The organism is Salinisphaera sp. G21_0 (assembly GCF_017744115.1).
Lineage (GTDB): Bacteria > Pseudomonadota > Gammaproteobacteria > Pseudomonadales > Endozoicomonadaceae > Endozoicomonas.
The window spans coordinates 1-20,771 of sequence record NZ_JAGHQW010000002.1 but is presented as its reverse complement, the minus strand read 5'-3'; the positions used below and the strand labels follow the sequence as shown (position 1 = coordinate 20,771).

At 49.8% G+C, this 20,771-nt stretch carries 18 protein-coding genes and 2 pseudogenes; 10 read left to right on the top strand and 10 right to left on the bottom strand.

The window, feature by feature from the left end; all coding sequences use genetic code 11:
• Positions 1-52: 52 nt before the first annotated feature.
• Positions 53-1,144, top strand: a complete 1,092-nt coding sequence (apbC, locus tag J7439_RS01070) for an iron-sulfur cluster carrier protein ApbC (protein ID WP_209199842.1) — start codon at positions 53-55, stop codon at positions 1,142-1,144.
• Here apbC and J7439_RS01065 read toward each other — a convergent pair.
• Positions 1,141-1,716, bottom strand: a complete 576-nt coding sequence (locus J7439_RS01065) for an NAD(P)H-dependent oxidoreductase (protein WP_209199841.1) — start codon at positions 1,714-1,716, stop codon at positions 1,141-1,143. The two genes, apbC and J7439_RS01065, sit on opposite strands and share 4 nt — an antisense overlap.
• A 72-nt stretch (positions 1,717-1,788) precedes the next feature.
• Here J7439_RS01065 and J7439_RS01060 point away from each other — a divergent pair, with 72 nt between their 5' ends.
• Both J7439_RS01060 and J7439_RS01055 read left to right on the top strand, forming a co-directional pair.
• Positions 1,789-2,520, top strand: a complete 732-nt coding sequence (locus J7439_RS01060; protein ID WP_209199840.1) for a class I SAM-dependent methyltransferase — start codon at positions 1,789-1,791, stop codon at positions 2,518-2,520.
• Positions 2,521-2,634: 114 nt separating this feature from the next.
• Positions 2,635-3,123, top strand: coding sequence for a CBS domain-containing protein (locus J7439_RS01055; protein ID WP_209199839.1), 489 nt, complete (start codon positions 2,635-2,637; stop codon positions 3,121-3,123).
• A gap of 137 nt (positions 3,124-3,260) precedes the next feature.
• On the opposite strand, the gene J7439_RS01050 is transcribed toward J7439_RS01055, so the two are convergent.
• Entirely contained in the window at positions 3,261-3,743 is a 483-nt protein-coding gene (locus tag J7439_RS01050) for an OmpA family protein (protein ID WP_209199838.1), read from the bottom strand.
• Between the two features lie 295 nt (positions 3,744-4,038).
• Positions 4,039-5,160 (bottom strand): alanine dehydrogenase, encoded by a 1,122-nt coding sequence (ald, locus tag J7439_RS01045; protein WP_209199837.1) that lies wholly within the window; start codon positions 5,158-5,160, stop codon positions 4,039-4,041.
• Between the two features lie 393 nt (positions 5,161-5,553).
• Here ald and J7439_RS26245 point away from each other — a divergent pair.
• The 5 genes and pseudogenes from J7439_RS26245 to J7439_RS01015 all read left to right on the top strand — a co-directional run bounded on the left by J7439_RS26245 (position 5,554) and on the right by J7439_RS01015 (position 8,385).
• Positions 5,554-6,480, top strand: a pseudogene (locus tag J7439_RS26245) (glutamine synthetase family protein).
• Positions 6,481-6,687: 207 nt separating this feature from the next.
• Positions 6,688-7,092 (top strand): hypothetical protein, encoded by a 405-nt coding sequence (locus J7439_RS01030; RefSeq protein WP_209199835.1) that lies wholly within the window; start codon positions 6,688-6,690, stop codon positions 7,090-7,092.
• Between the two features lie 186 nt (positions 7,093-7,278).
• On the top strand, positions 7,279-7,401 hold the full coding sequence (locus J7439_RS01025) for a sporulation protein (protein WP_209199834.1): 123 nt from the start codon (positions 7,279-7,281) through the stop codon (positions 7,399-7,401).
• Between the two features lies 1 nt (position 7,402).
• Positions 7,403-7,777 (top strand): sporulation protein, encoded by a 375-nt coding sequence (locus J7439_RS01020; protein ID WP_209200007.1) that lies wholly within the window; start codon positions 7,403-7,405, stop codon positions 7,775-7,777.
• 29 nt (positions 7,778-7,806) lie between these two features.
• The gene (locus tag J7439_RS01015; RefSeq protein WP_209199833.1) at positions 7,807-8,385 is read left to right on the top strand and encodes an RING finger domain-containing protein; all 579 of its coding nucleotides are present in this window, start codon (positions 7,807-7,809) and stop codon (positions 8,383-8,385) included.
• Between the two features lie 190 nt (positions 8,386-8,575).
• Here the strand turns inward: J7439_RS01015 and mglC are convergent, their stop codons facing one another.
• From mglC to mglB, 3 genes are all read right to left on the bottom strand, one after another.
• A complete protein-coding gene (mglC, locus tag J7439_RS01010; RefSeq protein WP_101744865.1) occupies positions 8,576-9,604 on the bottom strand; it encodes a galactose/methyl galactoside ABC transporter permease MglC in 1,029 nt (342 codons plus the stop codon).
• A gap of 42 nt (positions 9,605-9,646) precedes the next feature.
• Positions 9,647-11,170: a galactose/methyl galactoside ABC transporter ATP-binding protein MglA gene (mglA, locus tag J7439_RS01005; RefSeq protein WP_209199832.1), complete on the bottom strand. Its 1,524-nt coding sequence runs from the start codon at positions 11,168-11,170 to the stop codon at positions 9,647-9,649.
• A 162-nt stretch (positions 11,171-11,332) separates the two neighbouring features.
• Positions 11,333-12,307: a galactose/glucose ABC transporter substrate-binding protein MglB gene (mglB, locus tag J7439_RS01000; RefSeq protein WP_209199831.1), complete on the bottom strand. Its 975-nt coding sequence runs from the start codon at positions 12,305-12,307 to the stop codon at positions 11,333-11,335.
• A 217-nt stretch (positions 12,308-12,524) separates the two neighbouring features.
• Between mglB and J7439_RS00995 the strand changes: the two genes are divergently transcribed.
• Positions 12,525-13,280: a response regulator gene (locus tag J7439_RS00995; RefSeq protein ID WP_209199830.1), complete on the top strand. Its 756-nt coding sequence runs from the start codon at positions 12,525-12,527 to the stop codon at positions 13,278-13,280.
• Positions 13,281-13,288: 8 nt separating this feature from the next.
• Entirely contained in the window at positions 13,289-14,797 is a 1,509-nt protein-coding gene (locus J7439_RS00990) for an ATP-binding protein (protein WP_209199829.1), read from the top strand.
• Between the two features lie 2 nt (positions 14,798-14,799).
• Here the strand turns inward: J7439_RS00990 and J7439_RS00985 are convergent, their stop codons facing one another.
• The 4 genes and pseudogenes from J7439_RS00985 to J7439_RS00970 all read right to left on the bottom strand — a co-directional run.
• Complete coding sequence (locus tag J7439_RS00985; RefSeq protein ID WP_209199828.1) at positions 14,800-17,295, bottom strand: heavy metal translocating P-type ATPase; 2,496 nt, start codon at positions 17,293-17,295, stop codon at positions 14,800-14,802.
• A gap of 81 nt (positions 17,296-17,376) precedes the next feature.
• On the bottom strand, positions 17,377-19,440 hold the full coding sequence (locus tag J7439_RS00980; protein WP_209199827.1) for a hypothetical protein: 2,064 nt from the start codon (positions 19,438-19,440) through the stop codon (positions 17,377-17,379).
• Between the two features lie 254 nt (positions 19,441-19,694).
• Positions 19,695-19,964: a hypothetical protein gene (locus J7439_RS00975; protein WP_209199826.1), complete on the bottom strand. Its 270-nt coding sequence runs from the start codon at positions 19,962-19,964 to the stop codon at positions 19,695-19,697.
• 620 nt (positions 19,965-20,584) lie between these two features.
• A pseudogene (locus J7439_RS00970) lies at positions 20,585-20,771 on the bottom strand (IS1634 family transposase); the annotation flags it as partial.

Sequence of the window (20,771 nt, the reverse complement as noted above, 5' to 3'; positions counted from 1 at the left end):
CTCAAACCCTTATTAAACCGAATATTATTTTCCCGCCGACTGGAGTGTGGCCATGAATCCAAGCCGAGCCGATATTGAAGCGGCGATCCGCAGCTATCAGGACCCTTACCTGAAAAATAATTTGCTGGATGCTGGCTGTCTTGAATCCCTGAACATTGACAATGGCAACGTCAACGCTTCACTGGTGCTGGGTTACCCGGCCAAAGGCCTGTGTCATGGGGTGGCCCAGATACTGGCCAGTAAAATCGAAGATGTCGATGGCGTTGCGTCGGTGGATGTTTCGGTCAACTGGCAAGTGGATCCGGCACCGGTTCAGGGTGAGCTGGAAACCATGGCCGGTGTGAAGAACATCATTGCCGTGGCTTCCGGTAAAGGTGGGGTGGGTAAATCCACCACCGCAGCGAACCTGGCACTGGCGCTGGCGGCAGAAGGTGCGCGGGTGGGTATTCTGGATGCCGATATCTATGGCCCGAGTATGGGACAGATGTTTGGCATTGCCGATGGCACCCGGCCGGATGTGAAGAATGAGAAATTTTTCGTGCCCATTGAGGCCCATGGTATTCAGGTGATGTCCATGGCGTTTCTGGTGACCGAAGATACCCCTGTGGTATGGCGTGGCCCCATGGTCAGTGGTGCGCTGATTCAGTTGCTGACTCAGACGATGTGGCATGACCTGGATTACCTGGTGATTGACCTGCCTCCGGGCACCGGTGACATTCAATTAACCCTGGCTCAGAAAATTCCGGTTTCCGGCAGTGTGGTGGTGACAACACCTCAGGATCTGGCGCTGATTGATGCCAGAAAAGGTGTGGAGATGTTCCGCAAGGTTGGTGTGCCGGTTCTGGGCGTGGTGGAAAATATGGCGGTTCATATCTGCTCAAACTGTGGCCATTCCGAGCATTTGTTTGGTGAAGGTGGGGGGAGCCGTATCGCTGAGCAGTTTGAAATCGACCTTTTGGGCTCCCTGCCCCTCTCCATGATGATTCGTGAACAGGCAGACCAGGGCGCGCCTACGGTTGTTTCCGAACCAGAATCACAGATCGCCATGATCTACCGGGATATGGCCAGGCATATGACGGCAAAACTGTGGTTACGTCATCAGCAGGCCCCGGCCGTGCCATCCCTGTCAGTGGTGGATGACTAAAAGTGTTTGATTTTCTGGCGGACTCTGTCCAGGAACTGGCTTAACCGGGGTTTGGCAATCTTATCCATGCGGTACAGAGTCAGCCAGTCAATATCCCGGCATTGGGTGACGGCCTTCAGGCTCAGTTTCATCATTTTGCGGGGTGGGTTACCGATCAGGGCCATCCGCCAGCGGGATGCGCCCTGGGTGGTAATGATCAGAATCTTCTTCAGGTTGGTTAGCTTTGGCTTTACCCCATCCGGGCCAAAATCGGCCACGACAGAGGGAAGCCAGACTCGATCCAGCCAGCCCTTCAGGATTGCCGGTGGTCCCATCCACCAGGTGGGATAGATCATGATCAGGGCTTCAGCCCATTGCAGTTGGTGCACATATTTCTCTACGGTAGTGGTGTTGTCCCTGTCCTTATAGGTTCTTCGCTCGGCGGTGCTCATTCTGGGGTCAAAATTTTCCTGATAGAGATCCAGCGTTTGTACCTCAAATGATTTTGCCCGCAGCTCATCAGACACCACCTGCAAGATGCTGGCGTTGTAACTCTCAGGAACCGGGTGGGCAAAAACAACCAGTGTTTTCATGCAAGCATTCACTCCATGCCTTTGTTAGTCTGGTCTGATTGTACCGCTTATTGAATGGGGCGTAACCGCTGTGTGTTCGTCTATGCTTGGTTGATTACCCGCGCTAAAAAGACCAACAGCATGGACAATTTCTTCCAGCAGTGGCGTACCTATCGAACCGTTGTTGACCAGGGCTATATGGGGCACAACAGTATTGCTGACAATATCCTCAGGCAGATAGAGCCGCTGCCGCAAGGTTTGGATATTCTTGATCTGGGTTGTGGCGATGCCGAGGTGTTTTTCCAGCTGCTACCGGAGCTGACGGTCAATGCGTATCGGGGCGTTGATAGTTCTGCTGCGGCTCTTGAGGTTTTGACCGAGCGTTTTAACGGCAGAGATGTTGCGTTTCAGCTTGACTGTCAGGATATGATGGATTTTCTATCGTCCTGTGATGATCAGTTTGACATTATTCTCGCCGGGTTTTGTATCCATCATCTGTCATTTGATGACAAAAAACGGTGCCTGGAGATGGCTTATCGCTGTCTTCGTGAGCATGGGGTGATGTTTATCTACGATGTATTTTTACAGCCCGGCGAATCCAGGCAGCGGTACCTTGCAAATTATCTGGCTTATATGCATTCCAACTGGACAGCCATGTCAGTTCGGGAGTTGGAGGCATTGAGTGCTCATATTACAGACTGTGACTTTCCTGAAAAGGTGCAGACGTTTCGGCAATGGTCAGACGATGCCGGATTTAAACAGGTCAGGAACCTGTGGGAAGGGGAGTGGCATTCCCATAAGCTGCTTCAGCTTAAACGGGGGTGATGGCACAGTGACGGTTACTCTCTGTTCATCCTGAATATTGATCTGGGTCAAGATAGTGGTTTGCCGCAATAGGTCATACTGATCCCGACAGTGTTTCTTCCGGGAGCCAGGGATATGAATAATGACAACCCCTTAGTTAGCATGACGGCTGAACAAATCATGTGTCAGAAGGTGATGACTGTTCCCTCTGACTGGTCAGTGGATCGGCTGGCGCGCTTTTTGACGGATAAGGCCATTTCCGGTGCGCCGGTGGTGAATAATGCCGGACAGTTGATCGGCGTTGTGTCATTTTCCGATATTGTCCGGCAGGCAGGCAGTGGTCTGGTTGATCTGGCCAGGCGGGATGATGATTTTTACAGCGCCATGATCGATGATTCACTGTCACCGGAAGATCAGCGCTCTTTTCATGACCTGGTGGATCAGTCCGTTCTGGTCAATGATATTATGACGCCGATGGTGTTTGAAGTGTCTCCGGATACACCGCTGATCCACGTCGCTGAAGCGATGGTTAAAGGGCGTATTCACCGGGTTATGGTTACCAGGGATCGCTCACTGAAGGGGGTAATCAGTGCGCTGGATCTGTTGAAGGTGATGACGCTTTAGGTGTTTGCGGAGTCTTGCTCCTGCATTTCCGGGATACTGTACATCCCTGTACCTTCCCTGGAAATAAAAAAAGGTACCGGTTGACCGGTACCTTTTTGAAGTTCGCTAACCGTGTAGTCCAATCAAATCAGAGACGATTAACGAAAGATCCTCATCTCAACCCGACGATTCTGCGAACGGTCGTTTCCTTTGTTGTTGAGGGTAACAGGGCTGTGTTGGCCTTTACCCGACGTTGTAATGCGCTCTTCTTCTATACCTTTATGCATCAGGTACGCTTTTACAGCCAGGGCCCGACTCTCAGAAAGATTCTGGTTTGCCCGGCTTGAACCAACTTTGCAGGTATAGCCCGTGAGTTCGATACGCCTGGAGTCACCCATCTGTTCTGCAACAGTATCCAGTAACTTGCGATCTTCCATATCCAGAACCGAAGTTCCAAAGTCAAAATATATGGCCTTGGGCGTCTTTTCCTCAAAAAGACAGAAGGGTAGATCACAGTTGAAAACGTTATTGGTTGATTGGTAATCACTGGCGGCCATTTCGCTGCTGGTTTTTTTTAAGCCGCAGCCTGTGGTCAGAAGGGCTGCTGTCAGAAGGGCGGTTATTTTGAGTTGCCTTATCATGGTAATTCTCCATCCATGGTGTTTAATGATGTTTGATTCCCTTTTATGGGAATTTCTATTGAGTATAGTGTTGTGCTTTCCCGTTGCAGGGGCCTGTTGGGAAATCTTTTGGGCAGGTGTCAGTAAGACTGATTTTTGACAGAGTGCGCGGGTTTTCAGGGATGAGCGGCAGGACTCAGGGAGCCACTTGTAAAAGTGCTGTCTCCTGGTCACATCTCCACTCCCCGGGGCATTCGACAGGTGTGGAGGTGCAACCCGGATTCAGCAATCATCAGACATGGATTTTCAGCACCGGTTAAATCTCAGTCAGTACCAGGGCTGCTGATTTGTAAGGCAGATTTTGTGCCTGGGCAACGCTTTCACAGGTAACAACACCCCGGCAAACATTCAGGCCTGCCAACAGATATGGATTGTCTTCCAGAGCCTTGCGAGTGCCTTTGTTGGCAATCTGAAGAACATAAGGCAGTGTTGCATTGTTCAGTGCCAGGGTAGAAGTACGGGCGACCGCTCCGGGCATGTTGGCAACGCAATAATGCACCACGTCATCAACGATAAAGGTCGGTTCGGCATGGGTGGTCGCCACAGAAGTTTCTGCGCAGCCACCCTGATCAATGGCCACATCGACAATAACAGAGCCTGATTTCATCCTGCTAACCAGCTCCCGAGTGATGAGCTTGGGCGCTGCTGCTCCGGGCAGCAGAACACTGCCGATGACCAGGTCAGCGGATAGCACATGCTGCTCAATAGACTGGGAAGTGGAGTATACGGTACGAACACGGTTGCCATATTGGGCGTCCAGCCAGCGCAGTGCATCCACTGAACGGTCAAGTACCACCGCCTCGGCACCCATGCCGACTGCCATCGCGGTGGCATTCTGGCCAACAACCCCGGCACCGATAATGACCACCTTGGCAGGTTCAACGCCGGGAACCCCGCCAAGCAGCATACCGCGTCCGGCCATGGATTTTTCCAGACATCGTGCACCGGCCTGGATAGACATGCGCCCGGCCACTTCCGACATGGGGGCCAGCAGTGGCAGTCGACCCCGGGCATCGGTTACGGTTTCGTAAGCGATACAGGTTGCCCCGGAATTGATCAGGTCTGTGGTCTGTGGCACATCAGGTGCGAGGTGCAGATAGGTGAACAGTGTGTGATGGGGTTTCAGTCTGGTGCGCTCAACAGCTTGGGGCTCTTTTACTTTCACGATAAGCTCAGCTGCCTGAAAAACCGCTTCCGCCGTGTCCAGGATTGTGGCACCTGAGGCCAGATAGTCCTCATTGAAGAAACCTACGCCATTACCGGCATGGTCTTCAACAAACACCTCGTGTCCGTTGTGAACCAACTCTTTAACAGCAGCCGGGGTCAGGCCTACGCGGTACTCGTGATTCTTGATTTCCTTGGGAATACCTATCCGCATATTCAACTCCATGATCCTATTAAATTGGGATATAACAATATTTAACATCAATTTTCACAGGATTTTATCTTAAATATGACTTTTTATTGGTTTTTTAATCTAAAAAATATTTTTGAATGAATTTTTTGCTCTGTGTTCAGGAGACATAACAGATAAAGCCCGATAACCGCCGGTAAATTAACGTGTGTTAAATATATTGAACATCACTCAGTGACTGGGCAGTATTGGCATAAAAAAGGCATAAAGAATAACAGAGCAAGTCAGTATTGCCTGGGAAGGACAGTCTTGAGTCCGACAGGCTAACGGGGCTGAAAGTGGGACTTGCTCTTAAAAAAAACCAGGGGATCCACCAATGCCAGATTTCAAAACAGAACTTGCTGACTATCATTTTATCTGATTGATCCCCGGCGCTCGGCAGAAGGCAAAATACAGCCGCCATTGGGATTTGTGACCGGCACCCGTGAGACCATGAGTCAGGTCTACTCCGTTGATGGCTTGGCGGATTTTGCCGGGTTTCTGGATGACGTTAATCAGCTGGCCAAAGCCCGGGGCGTTCCTGCTGACTCTGCGGTGGCAGAAGCTGCGCCGGGGCAGTTTGAGATCAATCTCAAGCATGGCAAAGATGCGATCGCCGCCTGCGATCATGCAATTCTGCTGAAGCGGTTGATCCGCGAACTGGCCGGACGTTATAACTATGAAGCCACCTTTATGGCGAAACCCTATGAACAGCAGCCGGGCAATGGGCTGCATATTCATGTTAGTCTTCAGGATGATTCCGGTGGTAATGTTTTTGCCAATGCAGAAGGGGAAGACAGCAAGATTCTTCAGCACGCCATAGCCGGTTCCATTGATATGATGCCGGAAACCGTGGCACTGCTCTGCCCTAATATAAACTAATATCGTCGTCTTGTTCCTGATATGTATGTGCCGTTACACGCTTTCTGGGGACACAATAACCGTACAGTGTCGTTAAGAATACCAGCTGGCGGGCGAGCCGACCGCCGTATCGAACATCGCCTTGCCGGGGCCGATGCCAACCCGTACCTGACATTGGCTGCTGTGCTGTCCGGCATATTGTATGGCATTGAGAATAAGCTGACGCCACCAGGGGAGGCAGCACCCGGGCTTGAAAACGAATACCCTTTGTTGCCCCACCGTCCTGCAGAGGCATTGTCCAGGCTGGCTAAAGGCACACTGCTTTCTAAATATATCAGTCAGCAATACATTGATCTCTATACCCTGTGCAAGCGGGACGAGCTGCAGGGTTTTGAGCGTCATGTGACGGCTTTGGAAACGGAGTGGATGTTGAAAACGGCATGATTTGGCCAGGACTGAACTGACCGAAACCTGTGAGAGGCTTTCAGATAATGACCCATGATGTACAGTATATGGAGAAATACCAACCTTCCTTGGTGATCGCAAAGAACCATACCAGACTACCGCCTGCCAAAAAGAAAAGATCGTCGTATACACATTCTTGCTGCGCACTGAAGGCACCGGTTTTTTGCGATCACACAGCATTGATAAGTGAGCTATATGCCCGGGATGAAACTGGATTATGTCGTGACTTCAGCAGGTAATATGGTGAACATAGCCAAGAGGAGCCTTGATGACAAAGAGCTTATGGAGACTCTGTCATCCAGAGCGACGTGCTCAGGGTGTAATATTTATTTTTTGCAGGGTACCAAAGTTGCGGTCTGCGGCCATCGGGTTTGTAACCAGTGCTGGATAAGTAATGAAGAACGCTGTCCCAATCGTCGGTGTGGCGATGACAAGAAACTGGAAAATTACGATATTTCCAGCATGGATGAGATTGGCAGGTTATTTGTGAACTGTCCGCTGAGTGGCTGTAGAGAAATACTCTCCTATGCAGAAACTGACGCACATATAGCTGCACACAACCTGCCGGAACCTGGTCAGAATAATGAATGACTCGGGATACTCGCTGCCAGGCTGAGTCGGTGAAGAGAGTTTGACGGGTAGGAAATGGGGCTTATCATGGGCGACTTTGGCCAATATGAATTGTGTTCTGTTTATCAATGATCAGCAGCACAGACTCCTGGACTGATTTTACTGTTTTTTCGTTGTTGTATATCTATGTCACTACTGAAAAAAGCAATGGCATCGCTGTCGATAGGTGCCGCAAAAGTGGATGCCGTGCTCGAGCAGCCAGAGTTGATTCCGGGCAAACGGGTGGATTTCACCATTCGGGTTAACGGGGGGGCGCTGAACAACAGATAACATCTATCTGAATATCTGCTGCCAATATTTTGCCGAGCTGGAAAAGCGTAAGGGTGGTGATGAAGGGACCGTGACTGAAAAGGTAAAACAGACCTGCTCTCTGAGCCAGTGGTCATTACCGGAAACCTTTATCATTGCTCCGGGTGAAGAACGAATATTCAATGCCAGTTTTATTTTGCCCCATAACACACCCCTTACCCCTGAATCTTTAACAAAATCCTGGCTTATTGAGAATACCCCTAACGTTGACACCAGAGACTTTGGCCGCCTCCGGGCTACTGCCGCTGGCTCAGACAGTCATGATAACGGCAATAAAAAAATCACGCTTGAACTATTATCCAGAGACCATGTCAAAAGTCCCTGTCTGAATATGTAAAAATTGATGCACGCTATCTTTGGAGTTTTATGGTTACAGATAGTATTTCAACCTTTTCGTGTCCTGTTTGCCTGGACAATCTGGGGGAAGAAGTCGCAGATCACCATGCCCCGTTTACCTTGGCATGCGGCCACGTTTTTGGTCGGTCATGCATCATCCAGGCAGGCAAATACGATATACGCTGTCCCATGTGCCGGGAGTACACTGTGCCAGATGAATTCACGACTTATTACGCCCGTGTAACGACGCGATTGTCGGACCGTCTGGCAACCTTGTCGCCTCCACCATTATGGGTGTACGAATTTGTTGACCAACACTTCGGTTATCTTTTAACTGCGGGGATCACCCTCAACATCAATAACTGCGCTGTCAGTTATCTTAACGGTAACCATGTTGCCGATGATTTGGCTCGGATTATTTTACTGAGTACCACTGAACTCTTACTCAATGAAGATAGACGCAACGCTGTCATTAACAGTGCCAGAAACGCAGGCATTGGTGTCTGCTTTAGTTACCTTATCAATGGCCCTGCTGCTATTGCTCCGGGCATTGTTGGCGCTGCAGCTACTGTCACGCCTGCTGTTATCGCATCCAGGCTGTGGCCGTAATGGCGTTGCAGTTCGATACCATCTGCCGACGATTTTGGACAGGTAGTTTTCCAACGTTCCTGTGTTTATGCTAACTGCCGTATCCGATACAACGCCTGAAGCACTGGGTGAGTTTGTGATTGCTTTCCTTGATCAGACTTGATCTGCAATTTTCTGCTGAGCCAGTGCTTCGACATCGTCGTTTTATCGACTATTTTTTATTGGCGTATTTCATGGAATCCAGAGCTACGGCAAAGATAATAATCCCCCCCTTGATAATAAACTGCCAGTAAGGGTTGATGCCGATATAAGTCATACCGTAGTTGATGATGGTAAAGATCAATACGCCGGTGACCACGCCCATGATACTGCCGACGCCACCGGCAAAAGATACTCCGCCAACCACACAGGCGGCAATGGCATCCAGTTCATACAAAAAGCCCAGGTTATTGGTGGCAGAGCCGATACGGCCTGCTTCCAGAAGACCGGCAAAGGCATAAAACACGCCGGAAAGCGCATACACCTTCAGCAGGGTAAGTGGTACGTTGACACCAGAGACTTTAGCCGCTTCCGGGTTACCACCGATGGCAAATATGTTTTTGCCAAAGACGGTTTTGTTCCACAGTACCCAGCTGAAAATAATGGCAATAACTGCATAGAAAGTGATGTAGGAAAGCCGGAAGTCACCCAGTCGGATAAAGCCCTGGGTAAATTCGGAGAACTGAGTGGCAAAACCGGCCACTGGCGAAGCACCCACATAGTCATAGTAGAGGGAGTTCACGCCATAGACGATAATCATCGTACCCATGGTAGCGATGAACGGCGTCACTTTCAGGTAGGCGACCACCAGTCCGTTCACCAGACCAATCAATGCACCAATGGCACAGACAATCATGATAACGGCAGGGATCGGCAGTGGCCCCAGCTCCGGGAAGACTTTGTTGACATTTTCCAAAGCTTGCAACAGGGTTGCCGAGATGACCGCTGCCAGACCAACCTGACGACCGGCAGAAAGGTCGGTTCCCTGGGTAACGATCAGACTGGCAACCCCCAGGGCGATAATAATTCTGACCGACGACTGTGTCAGGATATTGCTGAGGTTTCTTAAACTTACAAACGACGGTTCTTGTATAATGATCACCGCCAGAAGAATCAGCAGCACCGCATAGATACCACCTTCTTTTACCAGGCGCAGAACACTCAGTTGTTTTCCCGCCGTCAGACTGCTGGCAACACTCATGGCAGTCTCTCCCCTTGTTCGTTTCAGTAAATAAAAAATGCGTTATAGATAGCGTGCAGCCAGTTCAAGAATTTCGTGCTGCGTGGTTTCCCGGGTATTGACAATGCCGGCAACCCGACCATTACTCATTACCATGATGCGGTCGGTGACACCCAGCAACTCAGGCATTTCTGATGAAATCATAATGATGCCTTTATCCTTTTTCGCCAGGTCCAGAATCAGCTGATAGATTTCAAACTTGGCACCCACATCAATCCCCCGGGTCGGTTCATCCAGCATCAGGATTTCCGGTTGGGTCAGAAGCCAGCGGCCAATGACCACTTTCTGTTGGTTACCGCCGGAGAGTGAGCCGATGTGTGTTTTATGACCGGGTGTTTTTACCTTCATGGCATCAATTACCCACTGAGTATCCGCTCCCATGGTCTGATTACTTAATAAACCAAAACGTTGTTTGTACTTTTCAATATTGGCAATCAGAGCGTTAAAGGTGATATCGAGTGTGGCGTAGATACCCGTCGCACGTCGCTCTTCGGTGACCAGAGAGAAGCCATTCTGGATGGCCTGATATGCATCCTTATTGTCCAGTGTCTTTCCATGCAGCTTGATAACGCCCGCGCTTTTATCGCGAATACCAAAAATGGTTTCCACGACATCGGTACGACGGGCACCCACCAGACCGGCGATACCCAGAATTTCGCCTTTACGGAGTTCAAAGCTGACATCCTGTATGGAGGGCTGGTTTTTGGCGGTCAAATGTTCTACCTGAAGAATCACCTCTTTCGGCTGGTGATTCCGCTGAGGGAATCGCTGGGTCAGTTCCCGCCCCACCATCAGGCTGATGATCTGGTCCATATCCAGACCTGCCAGTGGCCGGGTTGTCACCCATTGACCATCCCGAAGTATGGTAATGTCGTCGCAGATAGAAAAAATTTCTTCCATCTTATGAGAGATGTAGACAATACCGCAGCCACGCTCTTTTAATTTATTAATGATGGTAAACAGGTGGCGGACTTCTTTTTCTGAAAGGGACGAAGTCGGTTCATCCATAATGACAATTTTGGCGTTGTAGGAAAATGCTTTGGCAATTTCTATCATCTGTCGTTTGGAAACAGACAGATCCGCCACCTTATCTTTTGGATCAACATCAATATCCAGCTCGTCAAAGATCTTTTTGGTTTCGTCGTACATGGTTTTGTAATCAATAAAACCATGTTTCTTTGGGTAACGACCCAACCAGACATTGTCCATCACGCTGGATTGCAATACCTGGTTCAGCTCCTGATGCACCATGGAAACACCGTGAGTGAGTGCTTCCTTTGATGAGGTAAATTCAGTGGCCTTGCCTTGAAAATAAATACTGCCTTCGTCTTTTTCATAAATACCGAAAAGACATTTTAAGAGTGTTGATTTGCCGGCACCATTTTCCCCCATCAGGGCATGGACGGAGTGAGGACGCACTTTTAGATTAACCCGGTCCAGGGCTTTTACTCCGGGAAATGATTTGCTGATGTCGGTCATTTCCAGAAGCCATTCACTGTCGTTAATCAAATGGTTGCTGGTATCCATAGCATTCTGACTTTTCAGAGATAAAGAGCACCCGGCAAGGGCATCGGAAATGCCTGGCTGCTCTTTTGAATAAGAAACGGAGTTGAAAGATTTGGCCTGGTTTCCTCTCGTTCCCATGCTCCTGCGTGGGAACGAGGGGTTAGTCAGACCTTAACCTGCCTGTCACAAGTCGTCTTTATCGACACCCACGTAAGGTACGCGAACGATTTTATTTTCGATATTCCAGTTGGTGCCTTCACCTGCGCCTTTGCCATTGGCCAGGTTATTGGCTAACTGAAAAGCGGCTTTGGCCTGGTTATTGGCGTCGTTCAGTACGGTTCCCTGCATCTGCCCGCCTTTAATCAGTGCCAGTGCTTCTGTCAGGGCATCAACACCAAACACGGGAATGGCGGATTTGCCAGCGGCTTTCAGGGACTCGATAGCACCCATGGCCATGGCATCATTGTTGGCGATAACCACTTCAATTTTGTCGGCATTCGGGCCAGAGATCCATGCATCAACCTTGTCTTTTGCCATGGCGGTATCCCACATGGCGGTATCCATATGGAGTTCTGCCGTCGGGTAGCCCCGGTCATTCAGGGTAGAGATGACATAGGACGTTCTTGCTTCTGCGTCCGGGTGGCCGGGCTCACCCTTCAGTAATACATACTGGATCTTGCCATCACCGTTCAGATCCCAGGCTGAGGTTTTGGCCCAGTGCTCAGCAATCAGTTCTCCCTGGATAATGCCCGATTCCTTGGAGTCAGTGCCAACGTAGTAAGCATGCTTATAGCTGGCCAGGGCTTCAGCGGTGGGCTCTTTGTTGTAGAAGACAATGGGAACATCATCGTACTTGGCTTTTTGAATGATGACCGGAGCGGCGGCAGGATCCACCAGATTAATCGCCAGCGCATCCACCCCTCTGGCCAGCATAACGTCAACCTGGTCATTCTGCTTGGACTGATCGTTCTGCGAGTCGTTCATCAGCAGTCGAACACCGTCAACCTTGTCGGCTTCTGCTTCGATAGCCCGGCGAACGCTTGCCATAAAGTTATCGTCGTATTTGTAAACGGTAACGCCAAGGGTCGTGCTGGCCTGAGCGGCACTGCCAATGGTCATCGCTGCCATCATGGCAGCCAGCGCTGTGACTTTTTTCATGGTTGTCCTTCGGTGAATTTCTGTGTGTTTTGATGGTATCAAATAGTGCTTGCTGTTAGGGTAAGGCAGCTCAACGAAATGTAACAAAGTCTTAAAAAAGTGATCATAAAAAGGTACGTCGATCGACGTTCATATTGTCAGGGATCAATAGTTTTGCTCAGCGCTGATTGGGATAATCCTGCCTGACGACGTGGTCATTATATGTTTAGGGGGAACGATGAGGGCATCGCACCGGATTTTTGTGGTGGATGATGATGATGGCATTCGGCAGTTACTGGCTGAATACCTGACAAAGCATGGTTTTGCTGTGGAAACATCACCGGATGGTGAGTCTTTTCTGGAACGGTTCCAATCACTGTCCGTGGAAGAAACCCGGAATGCGCTGGTGGTGCTGGATATCATGATGCCGGGTATTGATGGCTTCGATGTCTGTCGGAAGTTGAGAACCTTTACCAAAGTCCCTGTGATCATGCTCACTGCCGTATCCGATGAAATGGACCGTATTGTTGGTCTGGAAATCGGGGCAGACGATTACCTTGCCAAACCCTTTAACCCGAGGGAGCTACTGGCCCGAATTAAAGCCATTTTCCGGCGCAGTGAGCAGACCGCTGAGGCGGTGCCGCCTTCACGGTTTTGCTGTTTTCATGGTCTTTGCCTGGATATGGTGACCCGGTCATTGTCTGATACGGAAGGTGAGCCCCTGCCGCTCTCTGGTGCTGATTACAATCTGTTGATGCTCTTTGTGAACAATGCCGGCAGGGTGTTGAGTCGTGAGTATATTGCTGGCGAAACCCGCAAACGCGGTTCAGATCCACTCGACCGTTTTATTGATGTCCATATCAGCCGTCTCCGCCAGTGTCTGGGTGATGATGCCAGGTCTCCGGCGATCATCAAAACCGTGCGAGGTGCCGGATACCTGATGGCCACCGAGGTTCGATTTTCCCATGATGCCGCCGTGCCTGTTCTTTCGTGAGCGTAAGGATGACCGGCGTCATAAAAGAGTATTGGCAAATCCTCAAACACCAGCTTCATGAGTGCTCACCAAGGACGCTGGCCGGCCGTTTCCTGATGGTGATGTTTGCCCTGGTGTTCACCTCCCAGCTTCTGGTGAATCATCTCTGGGAGCGGGAAACCGAGAGTGATCGGCAGGAAGCGCTTGCCAGAGTATCAACCAGTGTGGCGCTGCATCTGTCGGCAACTACTGAATACTTTGTTACATTGCCTGCCTCACTCCGCAAGGCCGCTATCAACAAACTGCGTTACATGGGAGGAGCCCGTTACTTCATAACCCTGAATCCGGAGTTTATTAAACTGGTGCCTTATGAGAACTCATTGGCCCATCAAACGGTGGTGAATGTCTTTAAGGCAGTACTTAAAAACGCCAATCATATCAGTGGCCGGGTCGAGGTGGCTTTTTCCCGACCGGAAACGCTGAAGGTGTTTGATAATCAAACGCTGCTGCAGGATCTGCCTGATAATCGTGGCCGGGAAACGTTATTGGTTGAGCCTCTGGATCTGCCGGTTCTGGTGATTCAGGTTGAGCTTGAAAACAGTGAGTGGCTATACCTGGCAACCCTGATGCCAGACTCATCCATTCTCTCGGCTGATGACTCATCCCCGGCACCTTTGCAAACTTCTTATTTGATCTGGATGCTGGTGCTGCTGGTATTTGCGACCATGGCTATCTATTTTATGGTTCGCCCTTTTGCGGCGTTATCCAAAGCAGCAAACGATTTTGGGCGGGATCTGGAGCCTGTGGCCATTCCTGAACGGGGCTGTCTGGAGTATGAAAGAACGGCCCGGGCATTTAACCAGATGCAGCAGAATATCCGCCATTATATGAATGACCGGAAACAGCTGTTTTCAGGGATTTCCCATGACCTGAAAACGCCGATTACCCGACTGCGGCTGCGAGCCGAAATGCTGGATGATGACGCCCAGCGGGAGCCGTTTATCCATGACCTGGAACACCTGGAAATCATGGTCAAGTCGGCCCTGCAGGTGGTCAGCAATACCGATATCCATGAAAACCCCCGGGTGGTTGATCTGGAAAGAATGCTTAATGACATTACACTCGCAGCCCAATCGGTTGGGCAGAGGGCCTGGCTGCATACACCGTTCCTGAATCATCCTGAGGGTGACGGGCGTTATAACATTACCGGCAAACCTCTGGCACTTAAGCGGTGCCTGGAGAACCTGATTGGCAATGCGATTGTTTATGGGGCACCGGCCAATATTTATATTGAGCGGGTAGACGATCAGGTCATCATTACTGTCCGTGATAATGGGCCCGGTATTCCAGAGGGGATGGAAGAAACGATTTTTAAACCTTATTTCCGGCTGGACTACGGCTGTCAGAAGAACCCGGATGGTAACGGTCTTGGGCTGATCACCGCTCGCCACCTGGCGCGGATTCACGGTGGCAGCCTCAGACTTCGTAACCATCCGGAGGGTGGGCTGGAGGTTACCCTGACACTGCCAGTCGCCTGATTTTATGACAATTGATGTTTATTCGTTGATGGTTTGAACCACCTTAACCGGTTGGCATTGGACACCACGGTTACCGACGACAGTGCCATGGCACCACCGGCGATGACCGGATTGAGCAGCATGCCGGTAAAGGGGAACAGGATGCCCGCGGCAATGGGTATGCCTAATGAATTGTAGATAAAGGCACCAAACAGGTTCTGTTTGATATTGCTCAGTGTTGCTCTTGAGAGTTCAATAGCATCTGCGACACCGTGAAGAGATGCGCCCATCAGGGTCACATCCGCCGATTCAATGGCAACATCCGTCCCGGTGCCAATGGCAAAGCCAACATCGGATTGGGCCAGGGCCGGGGCATCGTTGATGCCATCACCCGCCATACCCACTTTATGACCGCTCCCGGATAGAAGATGCTGTAGTTCTTTCACATGCCCGGCTTTATCTTCAGGCAGAACTTCGGCATGGAACTCATCGATGCCCGCCTGTCTGGCAATGGCCTGTGCTGTTAACCGGTTATCTCCGGTGAGCATAACCACGGTAATACCCAGTTTATGAAGCCGTTTGATGGCTGCCTGTGAGTCGGCGCGGATAGGGTCTGAAACTGAGATGATCCCGGCCAGACAGTCATTAATCGCCATAAACATCGGAGTTTGCCCCTGTTCTGCCAGTTGTTCCGCTTTATCGACCAGGCTTTCGATATTGCAGCCATTGTCGGCCATCAATTTTTTATTACCCAGCAACAATACCTGACCACCGACGTTACCAGAGACGCCGTGACCGGGAATGGCCTGAAAACTTTCAACGGCTTTCAGTGCTATTTGTTTTGACTGGGCGGATGCCACAATTGCTTCAGCAAGGGGGTGTTCAGAGCCCTGTTCCAGGCTGGCTGCCAGGGTTAACAGTTCGACTTCGGTGTATGGCTTCAGGCTGACAATCTCAGTAACGGTGGGACGGCCTTCGGTAATAGTGCCCGTTTTATCCAGAACCAGCGTCGTCAGTTTACTGGCCTGCTGCAATGCGTCACCTTTACGAATCAAGATGCCCAGCTCCGCAGCTTTACCCACTCCCACCATAACTGACATGGGAGTGGCAAGGCCCAGTGCGCAGGGGCAGGCAATGATCAGTACCGTGGTGGTGACCACCAGCGTATGGGCAACCCTGGGCTCAGGTCCTGCAAAAAACCAGACAGCTGCCGCCAGCAGGGCAATCAGGATAACGGCAGGAACAAAAATGCTGGAAATTTTATCGGCCAGTCGGGCGATCGGCATCTTGGCACTCTGGGCTTTTTTTACCAGGGCGATAATCTGGGCGAGTGCCGTTTCACTGCCCACTTTTTCAGCAGTAAACAACAGTGAGCCATTTTTATTCAGGGTGCCGGCACTAATGGTATCACCCGCCTGCTTTTCTATAGGGACAGGCTCACCGGTCAGCATGGATTCATCCACAAAGCTCGTGCCATCCACAATGCTGCCATCCACCGGAATCTTCTCTCCGGGGCGTACCCGCAGTGTGTCGCCTTTACGCACTTGCTGCACAGGGATATCCAGCTCTTTGCCAGCACGAATCACCCGTGCTGTCCTGGCCTGAAGCCCAAGCAGTCGTTTTACCGCTTCACTGGTTTTGCCCCTGGCTCTCAGTTCCAGCGCCTGGCCCAGGTTGATCAGGCCGATAATCATGGCGGAAGCTTCAAAGTAGACATGCCGGGCACTGTTGGGCAGCCAATCCGGGAACAGTACAACAATCATGGAAAACAGCCAGGCGGCACCGGTGCCCAGTGCCACCAGAGTGTCCATATTGGCATTGCGATGTTTCAGGGACTGCCATAGTCCTGTGAAGAAGTGTCCACCGGAGAAATACAGAATCAGTCCGGTAACCACGCCAACCACACCCCAGGCAATCTGCTCCTGAGGGCTGTTGATGCCCATCTCGCCGGTGACCATTCCCCAGATCATCAGTGGTATCCCGAGGCCCAGGGCGATGGCGGTATGTTTCAGCAGATAGCGATAACGTCGCCTGTCTTCTGCTTCCCGCTGAGCCTGTTGTTGCTCGAATGAACCCTCTGCAAGGTTAAGAACCGTGCCGGGAAACCCCGCCTGTTCCAGCGCAGAAAGTACGGAATGGATCTCTATATGAATATCCGTACCGCCGGTATTTTCCAGCAGAACGGTTTTATCTGCCAGATTAACGGTTACCTTAACCCCATCAATGCCCTGCAGTGATTTTTCAATTTTGCCAACACAGGAGGCACAGTTCATGGCTGCGATGGCAACCATTGCCGAGGTTTGAACTTCCGAAGCAAGCTCAGCGACAAAGCCAACACTTTCTACTGCACTTACTAACGCTTCTGAAGAGGCGGTTCCGGCAATCCGGGCAGTGCGATCGGCAAGATTAACACTGGCGGCAGTAACGCCGGTCACCGCAAGCAGGGCCTTTTCTACCTTGCCAACACAGCCGGCACAGCGCAGACCACTCAATCGCAATTCGGTTTCTATGGCGGTCATGGATTATGCTCCTGTGGCCATTCTGTCACTGACTGATGCAGCATAACCCTTCCCCTTACAGGAAGGTAAAGGCTTAGCTGGTCAAACCGTTGAAATTTTATATTCTACTAATTTTTTGGACAGTGAGCCCTGTTGTTGGAAAATGGCTAAAATTTCATCCAGTTTTTCTTCAGAAGACCCTTCCAGTGCAGTGCGCAGCTGGCCCGTAGTCATAGGCTCAGTGCCAAGGCATCTCTGATACAGTGCCTTACCAACGCCAAAAACCATCCCCGCGGCCTTGACCAGACTGAAGGCTTCCATAAATTGGGCTGTCATGGTCGTCCCGACCGAAAATTCATTGATTGTGGCATCTCTGTCAGCCCATTTTGCTAATCCATCCAGTTGATCAGGCGATACACCCGGATGCAAAGTGCCGTTAAAGCGAGTTTCGTTAGCCATCAGTCTGAATGTATCAGCCCTTTCCCGTGTATCACCACTGAGGCCCATTTGGTAGACAAAGGCACTGTAAAGCGCAAAACTGCCAACGGTTAAGCTGCCTGCCAGGCCCAGGAGTGCTTTAGCCAGGGCGACTTTGCCAACTCTGGAGTCTGGTACAGAGCCAAGCGTGGTGAGAATTTTATTGATCTTATCAGAGATACGTTTTTCTGAATCGGTTAGTTGTGTTTGTTTGCCCGCTTTTTTCTTACAAAAAGCAGACGTTAAACGTGCAGTTTCAAATATTACCGTTTTAATTGAAACTAAAAATGTCGCCGTCATATAAGTTTCAATAATGGTATTAACCAGTGCGTGAGGCGACATTATGATAATTTTTGCTGCCTGGGCCCCGTAAGAAAAGGCCCATGATTCTGGCAGAATGAGTTCCGGGAGATCATTGGTCCATTGTTCAACACCCAGTGGTAAGGCATAGGCCGAAACCAGAGAAGCAATGGCAGCGGTTTGAACAAGATCAGCGGTCAAAATATTCTCAGCAGCAAGATGGCATCGCTCTGCCTTGCCTATTATTTCCCCGGCTTTGTAGAGAAGATTAAGCGCTTCACAGCCAATGGCCAGCATGGTAATACCTTCTGAGGCAGTACCCAAAATGGCAATAGTCAGTCCAAATTCTTTATGGGAAGCAATGCCAACCCTTGCCATGTCGCTGGCCGTGGCCAGGAATAATGCAGGAAAATAATATTTATTGAAGGTTTTTTGTGCCCGGGATAATTTTGTTGAATACTCTTGCCAGCTGGCAGGTGCTGCTGAAACTGCATCTAATGTTAATGCAGCAGTACTGAAGGACCCGATCAACGTCACAATAATGTCACTGGCTGTGGATTGTTTATCAAGAATAAAACTGCTGTATCTGCCAAAAGCACTGAAAAGACACAGACCTGTCAGCACCCCATGAAGTACTGATTTCGGTTTTTCCGCTTCGCAGATAAAACGCTGAAAAAGAATTTCAACGTCATGCTTTGGCCTCTTGAGCTGCTCATAAAGTTTTTCGATGATAATCGTCTTGTTTTCTTCCCTGCTGATATGTTTCAGAATGGATTCAATCTTATCGTGCTTTTTTTCAAATCTTACAGTGCTTCTTTCTCCCAGATTTTTGTTGGCTTCAATGGTTTGTAAAGTATTGAATATTTGATGGTGATCGTTAGCTAAACGTTCAATGTTTGATTTTGCATAATTCCAGTGATATTGGGCACTCTCCGTTTTTTTTTGAAAGCTGTTAATCTCATTTTCAGCCTCTGGTATTGATAGTTCAGTGTGGTTAGTTAAATGCTGGATGGTCAAACGTTTACCAGGCTCATTTGCCAGGGTGGATTGGATTTTATGGGCCTGTTGTAATATTTCAAGGGGGGAGGAATGGTGCTCTTTTGGGGAATGGTTTTCTTCATCGACTTGCCGTCTTTTCCGAAAACCACTGGATAGTAGGGAAACATCACCAGATGATGAAATAGAAGTCGTTCTATCCAGTAATAAAGGGCCTGTAATATGAGCTCCTTTAGAAGCCAGCCCAATGGTGTGTAATGCTGGAGCATTGGTCACACCAGCTTCTGAACCATCCTGCAAGGGTAAAATATCAGTGACCTCGGCATTGGATGAACTGTTCTGGCTCAAATTCAGGACACTGAGATGCAGGGAAACCTTGGATGGTGAATTCATTGATGAATCCTGTATCGAATTGTAGTTGATTTTTATCAGGTCAATACTATTGGGTTAACGTCTTTGTACTTTAATGATGAATTAGAGTGCAGTAAAACTGACCGTGCCCAGAGAAAAAAGACATGCAACTATTGACTGGTAATTTCATACACTTTTGTTCTCATGCACAGCTTCTGGCTATGAATTTGACCTTTGTCATTTACCGTCCACTGCGGCTAATCCGCCACAGATGGATGGACACCTGATCTATGCCATTAAACGTTCTGTCGCCCCAGCTGTACCACCGGACTATTGACTCTCCCGGAGCCCGTCGACGGCTGCGCTGGAGCTGCGGGTTGATGATGGGGCTGCCGGAATTGCAATGGATGCCTGAGTGCGTTCAACAATAGCGGTGTTGTTGATGAGTCCGGATTTGCCTGCCTGAGGGCCTTATAGCTTTTATAGGTACAGACTCCATAGGCGGCTATTGTCAAAGCAGCGGGTAAAGCAAACCAGGCATAAGCCGGGGGGCAAAAGTATCGCATAAATCTGCCCGCTCATCCGAGTGATCCGAACAATCAAAAGCCCCATCGCACACTTTATCCCGAGGAAGACATCTGCTGATATCGCAGCGGAAATCACGCCCTAACTCTGCACATCTGGCCTGAGGGCATAAATCTGCCCGGTCATCCGAGTGATCATCACAATCATCTTTCTGATCGCACACTTTATCCCAAGTAAGACATCTGCTGCTGTCGCAGTGGAAATCACGCTTTAACTCCTCACATTTTTTCTGATTGCATAAACCCGGCCCCTCATCGGAATCATCACCACAATGATTATCCCCACGAAATACCCCGTCACAGACCCCCTTGGTCTTAATGCACTTTTTGTTGTCACAGAAAAATCACCCCAGATCTTCACATTTTTCCTTAGTGCATAAATCTTCCCGCTCATCCGTGTCATCAAAACAATCATCATGCCCATCGCACTCATAATCGATATAAATACATTTGTGGTTGTCGCAGCGGAATCCACGACCTAACTCTTTGCATTTGTCCTGAGTGCATAAATCCGCACCCTCATCCGAGTTATCACCACAATTATCTCCCCCATCGCATACCAGATAGTGAGGAATACATTTATCTGCCTTTCACCACCCCAATCAGGAATATACCGACTCATATAAAATGCCTAAAACTTGAATGATCGCCCGTTGTCTTTTCTTCAAACCGACCACACGTTGTTCCTGATTATTGACCGTTAATACACTAACCCCTTGAAAACAGAAAAACACCCATCTCGCCGTTGGGTTCTGGCAGGGCTTTTTTTTCTGGTTTAAGAATACACGG